This is a genomic window from Hymenobacter montanus, from assembly GCF_014699115.1.
GTDB lineage: Bacteria > Bacteroidota > Bacteroidia > Cytophagales > Hymenobacteraceae > Hymenobacter > Hymenobacter montanus.
Genome location: NZ_JACXAD010000017.1, coordinates 36,101 through 53,487, shown reverse-complemented (window position 1 = coordinate 53,487; position 17,387 = coordinate 36,101). Strand labels below are relative to the sequence as shown.

Here is a 17,387-nt window from a genome sequence, read left to right as displayed (position 1 = left end):
CTATTCGCGGATGAAATGGGTCTGGCTGACTCGGCCCTGGCCATCAAACAGCCGCAGGTGGTAAAGCCCCGCCGGCAAGCCCGCCGTGACCAGACGGTCGGCGCCGGCCGGCAACCCTTGCCGCAACACCACGCGGCCGCTGGCATCCGACACCTCGGCTTGCACGGGGCCACCGGGCACGGCCGCCAGGCGCAGGTATTCGCGGCACGGAACCGGATACACGCTCAGCCGGGCTGCCGCGGCCCCGCCGCGCGTGCCCAGCACCAGGGCGGGGTCGCGCGTGACGGTGCCTTCGCCGTTGAGGATCCACTGCTGGGGGTCCACCTCGAGGCCCGTGACCGTGCCCGCCACAGCCAGGCTGTACCCCGAGACGGGCTGGCCCTGCCGCAGGCGCACTATTTGGCTCGTACCGTCGGCAAAACTCAGTTTGTAGTCGACCTCGGTGTCAAAGAAGGGGGTGACGGCGGGCATGGAAACGGTTTCGCTGCTTTGCAGGTAGAGCGTGTTGCCACTTTGGTTCCAGCGCACGGTGAACGTGGGGTAGCCTTCGCCCTGGTACCACTGGTCGAAGAAGTACTGCAGGGAGCGGCCAGCCTCCGCCTCGAAAATGCGTTGCAAGTCCCGGGTACGGGCCGCGCGGCCGGCGTAGGTGCTTTGGTAGGTGCGCAGGGCCCGGAAGAATTTGGCATCGTCGTTCAGTAGATACCGCAGCATGTGGACTATAGCCGCCCCTTTTGCGTAGCTCAAGCGCTGATATAAGATGCGGTCCACGTTTAGTGTGTCAAGTACCCGCACGCTGCCACCGGGCTCCGACATCACTAAGGCAGTGCCTTGGTCTATGAATGTCCGCGCATCCGCCGGCGAGAGGGCTTGCAACGTTAAATATGATCCATAGGTAGCAAAACCCTCGTTGAGCCAGATGTCCTGCCAGGAGGCACACGTGACATTGTCACCAAACCACTGGTGAAACAGCTCGTGGGACACGAGAATAGGGTCGTCAATCGCCCCTATGGTAGTCATGGTCTGGTTTTCTATGGCAGTTCCAGGATAAGTAGGCACGAGGCAGTGGCCGTACTTTTCGTTGGCAAAGGGGTACGGCCCTACTAGGCTGGAGAAGTTTTCAATCATGGCCGGCACCAAGTCCAACTGCGGACGGGCCTGGTCGATAGCGGCTTGGTTGTAGAGGTAGTTGACGATAGGAATGGCCGGACTACCCGCCGGATGGGCGTAGTTGGTGTACTCCACGTAGGGGGCCACGGCCACTGAAATCAGGTAGTACGCAATAGGATGACGCGACTTCCACTCGTAGCGCGCTTTGCCACCAGGCAGGGGCGTCACGCGTTGCAGCACCCCATTAGAGCCGACTTTGTTGAGTAGCGTGGTCGTCACCCACACATCCGACGAGTCCGCTTTGTCGGTGAGTACCTGCTTGCACGGAAACCATTGGTACGAGTAGAATGGCTGGCTGAGGCTATACGTCACAGTTACTCCAGAAGCAGGATCTTGATTTGTAGCTAGGCCGCTACGCGGACCACTGCTCGGTGCGGTGCCGTGGTAGTAAATGAAGGCATTGAACAACTGACCAGCCGGTACGGCTACGGCCAGCTTCGCGCTAACGTCGCCGGCCACTCGGCGCCAGCCCGGGGCTCGTCGCCCCTGCACCACCACCGAGTCGATGGTATAGGTCGGGTATAACTCAAAGGCCAGCGAATCCAGTGCTGCCCCACCATTGCGAGCTTGCATGCGCACCGAGCCGGCCACGGCCACGCTGGTGTTCTCCAGGGCCAGGTCCAGCTTGTAGTACTTCACGTCGTAACGCGCCATCTGCTGGCCGTGCCGGGGGGAGGAGAGCGGGCGGCGGGCGGCTGTCCGGGCCGCCGGGCAGTGTATTCCTAGTCCAGTGTTCGGCTTGGCAACCGGCACTGGTTGAGCCTGGGCAACGGTACTATGACCAGACGAGGCACCTGCCGCTAGCAAACAACAGAAGCGAAATAGGTTTTTCATGAGGAGAAGGTTTGGGTTAATTGGTACCCAAAGCTTGCCCATGGGAAATCGGGTATCTTCTGTGTAAGCTTAGCCGAGTAATAAAAGCGAATGAATGTGTCCGTCTGTATTTAAAACTGTATTCATAATACTGGTTGTCAACCTATTATTTATTCTTCATGAATTCAGAAGGTGGGCAGCCCACAACGTCTTTAAAGGCCTTGTAGAAAGTAGAGCTGGTATTGAATCCGGCCTTGTAAGCAATGCCCAGCATGGTATAATTCGCAAAGGCGGGGTCGCGCAGCAGGCGCTGGCTCTCCTCGACGCGGTGGCGGTTGACGAACTTGTAGAAGCTCTCGCCGAAGCCTTCGTTCAACACCTGTGAGAGGTGATTGGGGTTGAGCTGAAGCTGCTCGGCCAGGGCCGTCAACGACAGGTCGTTGTCGAGATAGGGCTTGGCGTGAGCCATGTGCGCGGCCAGCCGTTCCATGAGGCCCTGGATATCAGCTGGCGTCAGGGTAGAGTTACGATACCGTACGTCCTTCCCTTCCTCGATTTCCTGAATGATGGGTAACACGGCCTCAGCCCCTACTTTGGCGAAGACGTATTCCTGAGCAATGGCGTGGTACGTAACCCAGTAGCTAGAGAATAACAAAGTAAAACCCAGCATATTGAAGCCCAGCCTACTGGTTGTATCACTGAACTCATCAGATACGATCCACACGGCGAATAGCCCCGCCGCCATCAGCAACAGATGGCGGAGCCAGCGCAACTGCCGGTCGTCAATCGAGGAAACCAGCTCCCGCATCACCCGGCCGTGCCGCACCAGCAACCAGTAGCAGGCCACGCCGTACCCAAAAAGCTGTACTTTTTTGAAGTAAGGAGCAACAACGATATGCGGAATGGTTAACCAATTTTCCGGCTTTAGGTAGGCCAGCTTGGTGGCCGCGTCGGCGGTATAGAACCCCCACAAAAGGAGAAAATAGCCGGGTAACGCCAGCAGGTGCAGCAGGTGCCGGGGCCGCAACTGAAAGTCAGGCCGCGTTTGGTAGAGAATGTAGCAATAAAGCAGTGGGCCTAAACACAGCGATAAAAAAGGGTCGGACTCTATCAAATGCGGATAGCGCTCAAAAAAGGAGGTGCGGTAGAGGATGTCGCCCAGAAAAAAGCTGGCGGCCAGGCACAGCAGCAGCAAGCTGAGCGTGAGGTTGGCCTTCCGGTTGCGAGCCTTGCGTAAGGCCAGCAGCAAAATGGCGGCCATCACCAGGTTGGCAATGGCTAAGGCCACGCAGAACAGGTATACGGTAAACGAGAGCGTCATGGGGAGCGCACGACCACCAGCGGCCGGTCAAATGTACCCCCGTACGCATAAAGGCCGCCACCCGGCCAGCAGGCCGCCGGAAAGAGCGGTTCCTCTTACCCAGCGGCCTGCTGCTTATATCTGGGCTTCCTGACTGGCTCTACCCGTGCGCAAGCAGCTAGTACCTGCTCACTCAGCCAGCTTCCTCACCACCTCGCCCGCCATCTCCTCAAATTTGGCATTGAGAGTGGGGGAAAGGTCGGCGTTGCAGTTAATGGAGGCAAACAAGCTGGTCTTTGTGCTGGGAATATACACCAGCTTGTTGGCGTAGCCAATCAGGCCTCCCGGATGCCCGTAAGCCTCCACACCGTACTGAGGAGCATAGTTCCAGACGCCTAATCCGTAAGAGAACCTATGGCCTCTAGGGTCTCTGGTCGTCGGCGCGGGAAAGGCTAACATCTGCTCAGCGCTACGGCTGTTGACGATACGCCCCAGCGCGAAGGACTCGATGAACCTAACGAAATCACTCGGAGCCGCGATGATGCCGTCTTCGCCCAGCGTCACCTGGGTGAAGGCTTTCTGCGTGGCCGTTACGTTCTCAAAATCCATGGGCACGCTTTGGCCTTGCAAGCCCTTCACATCCAGGTAAGAACCAGGTAAATCGTAGCCCGACAAATCGCGCGGGTAATACGTCTGCCGCAGGCCCAGAGGATTGAAAAGCTTTTCCTGAAGCACCTGCGCGTAGGACTTGCCCGTTATCCGCTCGATAATCCGGGCCAGCAGAATGTAATTGCAGTTCGAATACTGCGCATCGGTGCCGGGCTCAAACAAGAGGTCTTTGCCTTCGATATAAGACAGGAACGTCTCGGGCGTGAAGGAAGCAAACCACGCCGGATTATTGATATTGACCAATGCGCCGTTCTGAAAGTCTGTTTGCTCGGTGTAGTCCTGGATGCCGGAAGTATGGTTGAGCAGCATCCGCACCGTCATCCGGTCCGACTGTGGAATCTTTCGCAATTGTTCGGCTGGCAGGTAATCGGCAAGGTGGGCATCCAGGTTGATTTTGCCTTCCTGGCTCAGCAGCATTACCACGTTGGCCGTGTAGAATTTGGTGACGCTGTGCGCGTAAGCTAGCTGACACGCCTGCATGGGCGTCTTGGTTTCGAGCTGGGAATAGCCCGTGGCCCCCTGCCAGTAGCCGTTAGCGTCTTTGAAGGCCACCACGGCTCCGGGAAAGTAGACGTCGGTGTAGCGCTTGATGATGGCCTGCACTTGCGCGGCCTTGGGGTGCGCGTCAATAGCGGGGGCACAAACGGCGGCCGGCTCGGCTACTTGCTTATCCTTGTCGCAGGCCGTCAGGCACAGGATGGCGGTGGCCACACAGGCCAGATGTAGGGTCTTCATGTAAACTACGGAGGGGTTGATGAGGGAAAAAGCTGGTCGTGGACCAGTGAGCGTTCGGTGAGCTAACGCCCGAAGCTCCCCCGCAGATTACCCCCCGACGTCTACGTCGTTCAAGCCGGATATCCAGCCGTTTAGGCCAGGTCTACCTAGATCAAATTAGACACTCAATATTCTAGCAATCAGTTTATTTGTTCTTACTCACAAACTCAGAGGGCGAACAGCCCGCCACCTCTTTGAACACCTTATAAAATGTGGATTTGGCGCTAAAGCCGGCTTCGTAGGCGATGCCCAACATGCTGTAATGCTGCAGCGCGGGGTCCAGCAACAGGCGCTGGCTTTCTTGTACCCGGTGGCGGTTGACGAACTTATAAAAGCTTTCGCCGAAGCCTTCGTTGAGCACCTGGGAGAGGTAGTGGGGGTTGAGCTGGAGCTGGGCTGCCAGGCGCGCCAGCGACAGCTCGGGCTCCAGGTAAGGTCGGACCTCGGCCATGTGTTGGGCTACGCGTTCCATTAAGGTCCGAATGTCCTCTGGCGTCAGAGTGGAGGTCCGATAGCGCACTTCTGGCTCCTCCTGGATAATGGGTAGCACGGCGGCTACGCTAGCGGGCTCGAACAGGTATTCCTGACTTAGGGCGTGGTAGGCAATCCAGTAACTAAAAAACAGCACACCAAACCCCAACAAGTACCCGGCGGGTCTGAATAGGTTGCTGACCAACCAGACTACGAACAGCCCCCCAACAGCTAGCAGCACGTTGCGCAACCACCGCAGTTGTAGGTTCTCCACGGCGGACGCCAGTTCCTGAATCACGCGGCCGTGGCGCTGGAGCAAACGATAGCTCACAATACCATACAGCAGCAACTGAGCTTTGAGCAAGCACGTGGCAAGGAAATAATGGGCAATTGCCTCCCACCAATTCAGGCTTATGTAGGTGCGTTTAATCGCCGAGCTGCTGGTAAAAAAGTCCCACAAAATGATAAAGTAACCGACTAAGGGCAGCAGGTGCAACAGATGAATGGGCCGTAGTTCCATATCCGGCCGGGTCTGGTAGAGAATGTAGAAGTACAAGAGCGGCCCCAGCGCCAAGGTGAGAAAGCTGTCGTAATCCATCAGCTGCGGGTACCGCTGAAAGAAGTTGTTGTTGAGGAGGATATCACTCAGAAAGCTTCCGGCCAGACACAGCAAGAACAGGGCGAGTGCAAGGTTAGCCTTTCGGTTCCGGGCTTTCTTCAGCACGAAGAGCAGCACGGCCGTCAGCAGCAGGTTGGCCACTGCGAAGGCTACGCAGAAGAGGTATATGTTAAACGAGAGCGTCATGGAAGCGCACGGCCACCAGCGGCCGGTCAAATGTACCTCGTACGCATAAAGGCCGCCACCCGGCCAGCAGGCCGCCAGAAAGAGCGGTTCCTTCTCTTCTCCTTGCCCGTAGGAGCTTGTCCTTACTCTCCCACTTTTTACCCATGCAACACTCCGGACCTGGACGCGCGCTTCCTTGGCCCACCAGGCTCGCCTAGTACTGAGCAGCCCGCCGGTAGCGATGGTGGTTGGGCAAACGGTGTACTTGAGCGGAGCCACCCCACAACAACTTGATTAAGGGGCCGGAGCACGCATCAGCTTAAGGCCAAATGCCTACGGCCAGGGGTTAAATTATTGACCGTTAGTGCAACTTATGGCGGATAACTTACGAATAAAAGCTTCGGCAGCCTATGGCTGCGGACCTGTTTTCCTCTCTTCACTTACATTCCCTTTCCTTTATCATGGATAACCAACAAAACCAATCGGGCACTCCTATGCCCGGCGACGACGTTCGCGTACAAAATGCCGGTACCTCCACGGGCAGCACCGGCCTGGGCAATGACGCCACGGTTTCTGGTGGCGCTCGCAAATCAAGCTCGGCTCGCAGTGGTGCGCAAGGCGCCAGCGAAACTCAGGCCAGCGGCAGCAACCAAAGCAACCAGCAAAACGACAACCAGGGCGACGGCCAAACGGGTGACAATATCCTCAACACTGCCCTTGCAAGCAGCAAAAAGTGGATTGAGGACTCGGGGGTTCTTAGCAGCGTGAACCAGTTTCCCCAAAACGTGAAGGAGTGGAGCAATCGCGCCGTGAGCCGCGTCAATGACCTGAGCACGACTCAAAAAGTTGTGGGTGGGGCCCTCTTAGCCGTTGGCATCGGTTTGCTGGCTACCCGCAAAGGCAAATCCAGCAAATCGGAGGCGCGCTACGGGCGCCAAAGCGGCAGCTACGGGCGCAGCGGCTACCAGTCGACCGATGCGTTGGGTAGCCGCCGCTCGAGCTACGGCAGTAGCCGCTCCGAAAGCGGCTCGGCCTATGGTAGCAGCAATTACGGCAGCAGCTCGGGCAGCTACGGCGCCAACTCGGGCAGCAATGTTAGCGGTGGGATGAGCAGCAACGCCTCGACCGGCGGCGACTTTAGCCCCCGTACTTCGGAAAGCAGCTACCGTTCGAAGAGCGAAGGCTTCCGTGATATTGAGTAGTCCGTCGGCCTTAAGCTGACGCAGGCGCAGTAAAGCCCCGCTTCAACTCGAAGCGGGGCTTTTTGTGCTTTGGCGCTTGATGCCGGTTGCCAGCGGGAACTTGTTGCCAACAGCTGGTCTGCTACCTAGATATTCATCGCAGACTCCCGCCGGCGCATCTTGCCCGCCGGAATGCCGAACATCATCTTGAACCGACGACAGAAGTAGGCGGTATCCTTGTACCCCACTTCTTTGCCGATGTCGCGGATGCTCTTCTTGGTGGTGCGCAGCAGGAATACGGCGCGCTCCATGCGCTGGTACTCGATGTAGTCCTGCGGGTTGATGTTGGTCAGCATCTTGAAGTACTGGCCCACGTAATCCTCGCTCACGTTGGCTACGCCGCTCAGCACCTTGTTAGAGAGGTCGCCGCCCAGGTTCTCCTTGATATAATTGAACAGGTCAATCAGACGGGGATCCTTGAAGTAGGTGCTGTTGGTGGCGAGCTGCTCCACGAACATGTTGTTGCGCAGCACATAACGCACCACTTCCACCACGATGTTCTCGGTGTAGATGCTGATGAGTCGTTCGCGTCCCGGTAGGTCCTGGATGCTTTCCTCCACGACTTTGATAACCAAGTTCGCTAGCTTCGGCTGCCCGCTGATAAGGAAGGCTGGCACGTCGAGCGAAGCGAAAAAGTTGACGGAGTCAAACACCTTGGCCTCGAAGCTCACGAAGCTGTGGCTTTCGGCATCTTCGCCGATCAGGTCGAGGTCTTCGTTGGAATGGAAGAACTTATCCTTGTTAGCGATGAGGTCGTCGTTGCTGATGACCCGGTTCTTTTGGTCCTGGCCGTAGGTCACGCGGGTCGACCGGCCACCGGGGATGAAGAGCATCTCCCCTTCTTCGACCACCATCTCCTCGTCGCCGAAGCTGATGTGGCCCTTATGCAACAAGATGAGGTTGTTGCCAACGTCGTAAGAGTTGCGCACGGTGAAGGGCTGATGCAGCACCAAGTTCTTCGCCTTGATGTATCGGACGCCCAATGATTCAATTACTTTGTTGTAATCTTCCATAATATGTGGTGCCAAAAGGCTTGTGGAGGTTGCGGTTTGGTTGATTGGGTAGATTCCGCAGTGCAATATAACAACTTGAAATTCACAAAAACTAAAAACCCAGCCAGAAAGTGGCTGGGTTTAATGCAATGATTCTGAATTTTAGGCTATTCGCTCTCTACTTTAGTAATTCCCGTGAAATCACAATTTTCTGAATTTCGGAAGTTCCCTCGTAAATCTGGGTGATTTTGGCGTCGCGCATCAGCCGCTCCACGTGGTATTCTTTCACAAAGCCGTAGCCGCCGTGAATCTGAACCGCTTCTACGGTGCTGTCCATCGCCACCTTCGAAGCGAAGAGCTTGGCCATGGCGCCCGACTTGCCGTAGTCGGCGCCGTGGTCTTTATCGGCCGCCGCCTGCAGGCAGAGCAGGCGGGCCGCGTCGATGTTGGTGGCCATATCCGCCAGCTTGAACTGAATGGCTTGGTGCTTAGCTATCTCCACCCCAAACGCTTTGCGCTCTTTAGCGTACTTCAGGCTGAGCTCCAGCGCGCCGGAAGCAATGCCCAAGGCCTGCGCGGCAATCCCGATGCGGCCACCAGCCAGCACCTGCATGGCGAACTTGAAGCCAAACCCGTCGTCGCCGATGCGGTTCTCCTTGGGAACCTTTACGTCGGTGAACAGCAGCGAGCAGGTATCAGAACCCCGGATGCCAAGCTTATTCTCTTTGGGCCCCACCTGGAAGCCGGGTGTGTCTCGCTCAACAATCAGGGCGTTGATGCCGCGCGACTTCAGCTCGGGATTAGTTTGGGCAATAACGAGGTAGACCGAGGCCGTGGTCCCGTTGGTAATCCAGTTCTTGGTGCCGTTCAGCAGGTAGTAATCGCCCATGTCTTCGGCCGTGGTGCGCTGGCTGGTGGCGTCGGAGCCGGCTTCGGGCTCGCTCAGGGCGAAAGCCCCGATAATCTCGCCTGAGCATAGGCGCGGCAGGTACTTCCGCTTCTGCTCTTCGGTGCCGTATTTCTCCAGGCCCCAGCAAACCAAGGAATTGTTCACCGACATAATGACGGAACAAGAGGCGTCGACCTTGGAGATTTCTTCCATGGCCAGCACGTAGCTCACGGTGTCGAGGCCGCTACCGCCGTATTCGGGGCTCACCATCATGCCCATGAAGCCCAGCTCCCCCATTTTTTTCACCTGCTCCGCGGGAAACTTCTGGTGCTCGTCGCGTTCGATGACGCCGGCCCACAGCTCACTCTGCGCAAAGTCACGGGCAGCATCGCGTACGGCCAATTGCTCTTCGGTCAGCTGGTAAATGTTGGTGGAGGTGGCGGTTTGCATGGGTGGGACGGGAATAATGATTAGGGAAAACAAAAGTACGGCCCTACGCAATGGCAGGCAAGGCCAACCATAAGGAGCCGACCAGCATAACAACCAGCCTGAAGCAAAAAATGATCAACGAACATGGTCGCTCAGCCCCAAAATGAATCTTGATTTTCAAAGCTTCGGCTGGCTTTTACCGCTCCATGCCCCTTCATCCTGGTAGCCGCTACGCCCTGGCCTTGCTTTTCGGGCTCGCTGGTGCCTAGCACTTGGTACGGCCCGTTCCATACTTGGTCATCACACCGCCATACCTTCCTCACCCCTTGGTCTTGGTGTACGTAAGCGGGGCCTTCGAAATACTGGGTCGGGCTTCTCCCCCACCGCGGGCTACTCCCAACGCACGTCCAGCAGCCGCAGTTGGACGTTGCGCTGGCCCCGGTACTCGTTCAGCTCCACCGTGTAGCAAGCGCTAAAGGGCTGGCCCTGCTCGATTTCGGGCAGATAATTCGCCAGGCCAAAGCCAATCGCGTCCACCACGGGCCCGGAGACATCAGCGGCGGCCAGGCGCAGCTTGAGGTGGCCCTGACCAACCACGCGCGCACTGTTGGGTACCGCCACCAGTTGCTGCGAGGCAAACACCGGGTTCGGATTACCAGGGCCAAACGGCTCCATACGGCGCAACTCGGCAAAAAACGCTTCATTGACCCGGCTCAGCGGCAGCAGCGCGGCTACTTCGACGGGGCGCACGAGGTGCTCGGTGGTAAGCGTACCCGCTACCACTTCCTCGAACCGGCGCTGAAACGCGGGCACGTTCTCCACTTTCAGGGTGAGCCCGGCCGCCGCGCGGTGTCCGCCAAACTGGTCGAGCAAGGGAGCGCAGGCCTCCAAGGCCTCATGGACGTCGAAACCCGCTACGGAGCGAGCCGAGCCCGTGGCCTTGCCATCGCGCTGGGTCAGGATGACGGTGGGACGGTAGTATTGGTCGAGGCAGCGCGAAGCCACGATGCCCAGTACGCCCTGGTGCCAGTCGGCCTTGTATAGGACGGTGGCCCGGGCATTTTGCAGGTCGGGGTTGCCGGCAATCATATCCAGGGCCTCCTGGGTGGTGTGCTGGTCGGAGCCGCGGCGCTGCTGGTTCATTTGGTCGACAACCTCCGCAGTATACCGAGCTTCCTGCTGGTCGGGGGCCAGCAGCATGGCCACGGCCCGGCGGGCGTCGCCCATGCGGCCGGCAGCATTGATGCGCGGCGCGAACCCAAAAATCAAGCTGCTGATGCCCAAGGGGCCTTCACGGAGCGTAGCCAGCTCGCGTAAGGCGGCTAGGCCCGGGCGCAGCAAGTGGGCATCCTCATTGAAGCGCCGCAGGCCGTGGGCGGCCAGAATTCGGTTTTCACCGGTAATGGGTACGATGTCGGCCGCGATGCTCACCGTTACCAGGTCCAGCAAGTCGTGCAGGGGAGCCACGGGCAGGCCAAGGTGCTCGCCCAGGGCCTGCATCAGCTTAAAGCCCACCCCGCAGCCTGATAACTCTTTGTAGGGGTACGCGCAGTCGGCCCGCTTGGGGTCGAGCACAGCCACGGCGGCCGGCAGCTCGTCGCCGGGCAAGTGGTGGTCGCAAATAATAAAGTCAACGCCCCGGCTCGTGGCGTGGGCCACCTGTTCCACGGCTTTAATGCCGCAATCGAGCGCGATGATGAGCTGGAAACCATTATCCGCCGCGGTGTCGATGGCCTTAGCCGAGATGCCGTAGCCCTCGGTGTAGCGGTCGGGGATGTAGTCGCGCAGCCGCTCGGCGCCGAACAGGGGCAGCAGGTAGCTCATTACCGTGGCCACGGCAGTAATGCCATCCACATCGTAGTCACCCAGCACGAGCACCTTTTCGCCCTCCTGGAGAGCCCGAGCGAGGCGGCTGACGGCGCGGTCCATGTCGCGCATCAGCAGGGGGTTGGGCAGTTGGCGCAGGCTGGGATGAAAGAAGCTCGCGGCGGCCTCGGGCGTGTCGACGCCGCGCTGTACCAGCAGGGCCGCTATTTCGGGGGCCACGGACAAGGCTTGCGCCAGCCCCTGGGCCTTAACGGGGTCCTGTTCGGGGATGTAATTCCAGTATTTGCTAGCGAATATGGACATTGGATACTTGTAGAAATGGCCCCAAAAGTACGCCCAAACCCCTCCCCACGCCCACCGACGTATCTTCGGGGCCTGGCTTTCCAGTGCCGCACCTTATGAGTAAGTTTCGAGAATTTTATCGTAAATACCGCCAATACATTCTGTCTGATGGGTTGATGTATGTAGTGTTTATTCTGGTACTGGCGCTGATGTTCGTATTTTTTGGCTAGGAGCGCGACGCTCCGGGGTCGTAAGCGGAAATGTCGGCCGAAACCTTTGCTTAGGCTCGTTGAACTACTGGTTTCGGGCAACCGCAACCAGCGTGATTATGTCGTCCTGGCGACTCATTATAATGCGGCCAGGTCAAAGCCTGGCCTTACAGGACCCCATCACCCCGCAATTTTCGGAAGCGCTTCCGGGCTTCCGCCACGTAAATGCTGCCGGGGTATTTGGTTATCACCTGGTTGTAAAGCTCCTGGGCCTTGGTCTTGTCTTTCACGTCCTCTTCCTGGATGCGGGCCAGCAAAAACAGCGCGTCATCGCTCAGCACGTCATCTTTGGGATTGGTAGTGATGCGCTCCAGGGTGGCGGCAGCCCCCGCGAAGTCGCCAGTGCGTCGCTGCAGTTGGGCCTTAAGGTAGTAGGTATCGTCGGCGAGGGCGTGGCCGGGGAACGTCGCCAGCAGCGCATCCAGGCCCCCGATGGCTTCCTTAATCTTGTTCTGGAACACCAGCTTCTCCACGGCCGCGTAAGCCCGCAGGCCCAGGCCCAGCGTGTCCTCCACCGTGTTGTCCTGAATCAGCAGCGAGAGCTGCATGGCATCGTTGGCAATTTCGCGGGTGGTGGCCTCCTTCAGAATGTCGAGGTGGCTTTGCGCGAGCTTGAAGTCGCCGGCGTAGTAGCTCAGCCGGGCGTTGCGCAATTTCGCTTCGTAGCCCAGCGGCGAGTCTTTGTGCGACTTCTCGACCTGCGAGTACAGCAGCGTGGCCTCCCAGGGCTCCCCTTTCAGCAAGTACAAGTCGCCCTGTGTCACTTTGGCTTCGTCGACCACCTCGTCGCTGGCGCGGGGCATGTCGATTACCTGCTGCAATAAGTCCATGGCCTTAGCCCGGTCGTTGAGCTGGAAGGCGTACAAGTTGGCCAGGTTGCGAAGCACGGGAGCCGTCTCGGGCGTACGGCCCAGGTCCGTGAGCAACTGCTCGTAGTCAGCTACCAGCGCACGCACCTTAGCTTCGTCCACGGGGTAGGTGTCGCGCACCTGCGCCTCCCGGGCCTGCAGCAGGCGCTGCCGGGCCGCGTTGCCGTAGGGGCCGCCGCGGTATTCCTTCGCTACGTAGGCATACCCCTCGATGGCGCTTTCATAGTCTTTATTTTGCTGGGCAACGGCCGCCAGCTGCATCACCCGGCTGCCTTCCTGGTGGCTGCGCCGGTCCAGCGCCCGGGCTTGCACCAGGGCCCCGCTGAAGTCGTGCCGCTGCATCTGCAGCCACAGCAGCAGCTCGCTGTACGCCATTTGCTCCGGGTGCTCTTGCGTGGCGGTGAGCAGGAGTTTTTCCAGCGCATCGAAGTCTTTCTCTTCCCGCAGCGCATTTTGCAGCATGTTGCGCACGAAGGGCAGCTTCTGCTCATCCTGGGCCACCAGGCGCAGGGTCTCGGCCAGCAGCTGGGGTTGATTCTGGCCCTGGGTGTAGAACTGAATAAGCTGCGGGGCATATTCCGTCTCGTTCCTGGCCAAGGCCCGGCCCCGCAGGTAGGTCCGCTCGACCCAGGCCGGCAGCCCGCGGCGGCTGAACTCAGCCGCCGCGGGCTCCACTTGCGCCAGGGTAAGCTGGCTCAGCACTTTTTGCCACTGCTTCTCGGCGGCCGAAGCGTTGCCCGACGCCGCGTATACTCCCCCCAGGGCCACGCCAACGGTAGCATCTTCCGGATGCAGCTTACTGGCTTTTTTGGCCAGCTTCTCAGCCTCCTTATGCCGCTTCAGGGCCTGCAGCGAGGCCAGATACACCGGGAACACCGCCGGGCTCGTTTGCTCTTCGGTCGACAGCTTCTCAAACAGGAACACCACCTTCTCGTGCTCGCCCCGGCTAGCGTAGTCACTGGCCAGCGCGGCGCCGCTCACCGGAGCCCAGGCCTTTGGAGACTGCTGGGCTCCCGCCGGGAAGGCCAGCAGCAGAGAGGCAGCTATTACGAAGGAATGCGGACGCATAAGTAACAGGATTGATTGTGAGCTGGTAGCCAGCATGCTTAACGCCAAGAAATCTGATAACGTGATAACGCGGATAACCCGTGCCTGAGTAAACGTCGGGTTCCGGCTGCTTCGTTCAACGAAAAACCTGCCGGTGCGGGGTCCTGGTTTCGCGGTTAATAGACGTCCAAAAACGAAAAAGGGCCGCACCCGAAGGTACGGCCCTTTTTAACGGGATGAGCGCCTGCTAGAAAAACTTCGTGCGGTTGTCTTTCACGTTGGCGTGGGCCTTGATGGCCTCGTAAATCTTGCCATCCTGCTGCTGGGCGCGCTGCTGAGCCAGTTGTTGCTGCACCGCTTTCAGATTGGCGGTGGGGGCCGCGGGCGCGACGTTTACCAGCTCTACCACCAGCACGCCCTGTTCGCCCTGGATGGGCGCCGACTTCTGCCCCGGCTTCAGGGCGTAGGCTTTGCCCACGGCCAGGGGCTCGAAGCCCACGTTCGGGATGCTACCCTGGCCCAGCACCACGCCGGGGGCGGTACCTACCTGGGCGGTCGAGCCGTATTTGGCGGCCATCTCTTCCAGGCTGCCCGCCTTAGGCAGTTTGGCGATGATCTGCTTGGCTTTCTCCTCGTTGCGCACCAAGGCCGACAATTCCGGCCGCAAGCTGGCCACGGTAGCCACTCCCTTGGGGCGCTGGTCGGTGAGAGCGGCAATTACGTACTGGTCGCCCATCTCATATACCTCGGAGATGTCGCCCACTTTGGTTTCATTGCCGTTCTGATTGAAGCCAAAGGCCCACCGTACCAGGTCACGGGCGTTTTGCAGGTTGTTCACGCTGCGCGCGCCCCGATCCAGGTTTTTGGCTTCCTGCTTCACCAGCGTCTTATCCTTAGTTACCAGCTTGCGGAAGCTCTCCAGGTCGGTGGCTTCGCCCTTCAGTTGCTGGGCCTTGGCGTACGCCACGTCACGGGTGGCGTCGCTGGGGGCAATGGTTTTCTTCACCTCGGCCACCTGGTAAGTTTGCTTGGTGGGCGCGGCGGTGATTTTGATAACGTGATAGCCGAACGACGTTTCCACCACGTTGGGCAGCAGGCCGGGGGCCGTGGCGCTGAAAATGGCCTTTTCAAACTCGGGCACCATCCGGCCCTGGCCGAACCATCCCAGGTCACCCCCTTGGTCCTTGGTGCCATCCGTACCAAACTGACGGGCCAGCGCGGCAAAGTCGGCGCCACCTTTGATTTTCTTCAGGATGTCCTGGGCCTTGGCTTTTGCGGCAGCTTTGGCTTCGGGCGTAGGACCTTCAGCCTTGATGAGGATGTGGCTGGCCCGGGCCGCAGATTGCTTGCCGGTGCCAACCCCCGTTACCTTGTACAGCGAGTAGGTGCCCGCCTCGGCGTAGGGCCCGTAGACTTTGCCCTGGGTCAGGGGCAGTTGCTTGCGCAGCTCCTCGGGCAGGTCGGCGGGGCTGCGGAAGGCTTTGTTGTAGGGCTGCTCGGAATTCTGCATTACAAATAGAGAGTCGACCGGCGCGGAGGCAAACTGCGTTGCCAGCTCCGCGATTGAGCTTTTCACGGCGGCGCTGTCTTCTTTCGAGGCGACCACCGGCACGGAGATGTACTCCACCGAGCGGCCTTCCTCTACTTTGTACTTGCCCTGGTTCTTGTCGAGGTAAGCCTGCAGTTGCGCGTCGGTCACCTTTACGGCCGAATCCGAGATAGTGCTGTAGGGCACGTACAGGTACTTCACGGTCGCCTTGGTGTTTTGGTTGGCATCGTAGCGCTTGGCCTCGGCGGTGGTCACGTACACCGAGTTTTTCAGCAGGGCGTTGTACTTGTTAGCCAGGCGCTCGGCGGGCAGGTTGGCTTCGAAGTTGTGCCAGGCGGCCTGGTTTTCGGGGGGCAGCTTGTCCAGGTTCTTCAGGTACTCAATCAGCCGCGCCTTGTCGAACTGGCCGGTAGCCTTATCGGTAAAGGCCTGCTTGATGCCCGGATTGATGTTGTCGCCCTGCACCATGTCCACCAGCTCGTCGTCCGACACCGTCAGGCCCAGCTTTTCCCACTCCGGCTTGAAGGCCAGGCGGTAGAGGGTCTGGTTCCAGGCTTGGTCGCGCAGGTAGCCCATGGCCTGGTCGTCGGGCTGGCGCTGCTGCTGGGCCGCGAATGCCTGCTTGGCTTGCTCGAGGGCGTTGTTGTAGTCGTTCAGCTCTACTTTCTCCCCGGCTACCTCTCCCACCACCTGGTCGTTGCGGTTGAAGAGCCGGTTTTTACCCCCTACCAAGTCACCGCCGACAATGAAGAGCAGCATGCCCACGGCCACAAGGCCCACCGCTACGCCTGATTTTTCTCGAATCGTGTTAATTAAAGCCATTCTTTGGGGTCGGTTGTCAGTTATTCAGTAGTTTGGTTGGCAGTGCTGGCGGCAGTTGCTTGGAAGAGCCCTACAACTGTCAATAGGTAATTGACAATGCGTTGAGCATGGTCAAAAGAGGCGCAAAATAACCAGAATTTGACCGGTAATCAAAGCGCTACCCGATTTAAAGTCAATCCGCTGCCTACCCCAGCCGATGCGGACTTCCCAACCTCCCCGTGCTAGAGTAGCCCTCAACCAAGCCAACAAAACCACCTTAGCGGCGTTTCCTGGTTGATTTCGCCGTTGTTTTGGCCCGCGCTTGGTTGGCTAATTTGGCTTTTTGCTCCGCCACTTTCGCCGCCACTCGCTCCTGCTGCCGCCAGTAGAGCAACGGCATCCAGCAGAGGGTCGACACCATGAAGATTGAGTAGTTTGCCGCTAGGTCGTTGAATAAAATCGTCTGGTAGACGCCGATGATAAACGCCACCACGCCCACGGCAAAAAGAACGGTGCGCAGGAGAGACTTATCAAACTTCATGGCTTGCTATTTACCAGCTACTTATTTTTTCTTCTCCCACCCAAAGTCTTGTTGCAGGCCCATCCGGTAACGTTAGCGGGCGGGCTTTGTCGGCGCGGCAGTCGTAGGCGCGGCGAAAACCCCTTGGGGACGGAGAATCCGGTAGCGTGAGAAATTCTGATTGGCGGTGAGTCCGTATCCGGTTAGGTACTCGGTGGGAGTAGTGACTTTTACGAACATCGCCGAATCGGTGTAAATCATCTGCTTATTCTTATCAAAAAACAGTTCCTCGGTGTCCATGCGCTGTTCTTGCGGCACGTTCACCACCCGCACCGCCCCGCGCATGGTGTAGACGTTTTTGGCTTTGTCAATCTTGGCGTACTTGGCTGTTAGCGTATTGACCACGCTCTTTTTGCCGTCGGCCGAATAGAAGGTGACCACAATGCCTTTGGGGTACAGAAAGTCGCCATTCTCAAACTGCTGCTCCAGGGGCGCGGTAAGCTGAAACTTCAGCTTCGCCGAGTCGCTGTAGAGGGTCAACACGTTCGTCGACTCCCGGAAGGGCCCCGTGTAAACCAACCGGGGGCCAGTATTCTCTTTTTTATCGCAGCCGACCAGGGCCAGCAAAGCCAGCAAGGTCGCGCCGCCCCACCAATGCCGAAGTTTGTGCAAGTCGTTGAAGCCGTTTGAT

12 protein-coding genes are annotated in these 17,387 nt (G+C 58.7%); 1 reads left to right on the top strand and 11 read right to left on the bottom strand.

Annotation, left to right across the window (positions count from 1 at the left end):
* The 4 genes from IC235_RS14995 to IC235_RS14980 all read right to left on the bottom strand — a co-directional run bounded on the left by IC235_RS14995 (position 1) and on the right by IC235_RS14980 (position 6,002).
* Positions 1–2,004: a M1 family metallopeptidase gene (locus IC235_RS14995; RefSeq protein ID WP_191006003.1), complete on the bottom strand. Its 2,004-nt coding sequence runs from the start codon at positions 2,002–2,004 to the stop codon at positions 1–3.
* A 145-nt stretch (positions 2,005–2,149) separates the two neighbouring features.
* Positions 2,150–3,304: a helix-turn-helix domain-containing protein gene (locus IC235_RS14990; RefSeq protein WP_191006002.1), complete on the bottom strand. Its 1,155-nt coding sequence runs from the start codon at positions 3,302–3,304 to the stop codon at positions 2,150–2,152.
* A gap of 168 nt (positions 3,305–3,472) precedes the next feature.
* Positions 3,473–4,687: a serine hydrolase domain-containing protein gene (locus IC235_RS14985; protein ID WP_191006001.1), complete on the bottom strand. Its 1,215-nt coding sequence runs from the start codon at positions 4,685–4,687 to the stop codon at positions 3,473–3,475.
* Between the two features lie 184 nt (positions 4,688–4,871).
* A complete protein-coding gene (locus IC235_RS14980; RefSeq protein ID WP_191006000.1) occupies positions 4,872–6,002 on the bottom strand; it encodes a helix-turn-helix domain-containing protein in 1,131 nt (376 codons plus the stop codon).
* Positions 6,003–6,442: 440 nt separating this feature from the next.
* On the opposite strand from IC235_RS14980, the gene IC235_RS14975 reads away from it, so the two are divergent.
* Entirely contained in the window at positions 6,443–7,183 is a 741-nt protein-coding gene (locus IC235_RS14975) for a hypothetical protein (protein WP_191005999.1), read from the top strand.
* 125 nt (positions 7,184–7,308) lie between these two features.
* Here IC235_RS14975 and IC235_RS14970 read toward each other — a convergent pair whose 3' ends face one another.
* The 7 genes from IC235_RS14970 to lptC all read right to left on the bottom strand — a co-directional run bounded on the left by IC235_RS14970 (position 7,309) and on the right by lptC (position 17,368).
* Positions 7,309–8,235: a helix-turn-helix domain-containing protein gene (locus IC235_RS14970; protein ID WP_191005998.1), complete on the bottom strand. Its 927-nt coding sequence runs from the start codon at positions 8,233–8,235 to the stop codon at positions 7,309–7,311.
* Positions 8,236–8,392: 157 nt separating this feature from the next.
* A complete protein-coding gene (locus tag IC235_RS14965) occupies positions 8,393–9,553 on the bottom strand; it encodes an acyl-CoA dehydrogenase (RefSeq protein ID WP_191005997.1) in 1,161 nt (386 codons plus the stop codon).
* Positions 9,554–9,922: 369 nt separating this feature from the next.
* Positions 9,923–11,662: a single-stranded-DNA-specific exonuclease RecJ gene (gene recJ / locus IC235_RS14960; RefSeq protein ID WP_191005996.1), complete on the bottom strand. Its 1,740-nt coding sequence runs from the start codon at positions 11,660–11,662 to the stop codon at positions 9,923–9,925.
* A gap of 355 nt (positions 11,663–12,017) precedes the next feature.
* A complete protein-coding gene (locus IC235_RS14955; protein ID WP_191005995.1) occupies positions 12,018–13,847 on the bottom strand; it encodes a tetratricopeptide repeat protein in 1,830 nt (609 codons plus the stop codon).
* A gap of 226 nt (positions 13,848–14,073) precedes the next feature.
* Entirely contained in the window at positions 14,074–16,197 is a 2,124-nt protein-coding gene (locus IC235_RS14950) for a SurA N-terminal domain-containing protein (RefSeq protein ID WP_191005994.1), read from the bottom strand.
* Positions 16,198–16,453: 256 nt separating this feature from the next.
* Positions 16,454–16,717: a hypothetical protein gene (locus tag IC235_RS14945; protein WP_191005993.1), complete on the bottom strand. Its 264-nt coding sequence runs from the start codon at positions 16,715–16,717 to the stop codon at positions 16,454–16,456.
* 72 nt (positions 16,718–16,789) lie between these two features.
* Positions 16,790–17,368, bottom strand: a complete 579-nt coding sequence (gene lptC, locus IC235_RS14940) for an LPS export ABC transporter periplasmic protein LptC (RefSeq protein ID WP_223847328.1) — start codon at positions 17,366–17,368, stop codon at positions 16,790–16,792.
* Between the last annotated feature and the right edge of the window lie 19 nt (positions 17,369–17,387).

Bases quoted from the DNA above. Each gene is read 5' to 3' on its own strand.
- IC235_RS14995 (WP_191006003.1), bottom strand. From the start codon at position 2,004: ATGAAAAACCTATTTCGCTTCTGTTGTTTGCTAGCGGCAGGTGCCTCG.
- IC235_RS14965 (WP_191005997.1), bottom strand. From the start codon at position 9,553: ATGCAAACCGCCACCTCCACCAACATTTACCAGCTGACCGAAGAGCAA.
- IC235_RS14950 (WP_191005994.1), bottom strand. From the start codon at position 16,197: ATGGCTTTAATTAACACGATTCGAGAAAAATCAGGCGTAGCGGTGGGC.
- recJ (WP_191005996.1), bottom strand. From the start codon at position 11,662: ATGTCCATATTCGCTAGCAAATACTGGAATTACATCCCCGAACAGGAC.
- IC235_RS14970 (WP_191005998.1), bottom strand. From the start codon at position 8,235: ATGGAAGATTACAACAAAGTAATTGAATCATTGGGCGTCCGATACATC.
- IC235_RS14980 (WP_191006000.1), bottom strand. From the start codon at position 6,002: ATGACGCTCTCGTTTAACATATACCTCTTCTGCGTAGCCTTCGCAGTG.
- IC235_RS14955 (WP_191005995.1), bottom strand. From the start codon at position 13,847: ATGCGTCCGCATTCCTTCGTAATAGCTGCCTCTCTGCTGCTGGCCTTC.
- IC235_RS14985 (WP_191006001.1), bottom strand. From the start codon at position 4,687: ATGAAGACCCTACATCTGGCCTGTGTGGCCACCGCCATCCTGTGCCTG.
- IC235_RS14975 (WP_191005999.1), top strand. From the start codon at position 6,443: ATGGATAACCAACAAAACCAATCGGGCACTCCTATGCCCGGCGACGAC.
- IC235_RS14990 (WP_191006002.1), bottom strand. From the start codon at position 3,304: ATGACGCTCTCGTTTACCGTATACCTGTTCTGCGTGGCCTTAGCCATT.
- IC235_RS14945 (WP_191005993.1), bottom strand. From the start codon at position 16,717: ATGAAGTTTGATAAGTCTCTCCTGCGCACCGTTCTTTTTGCCGTGGGC.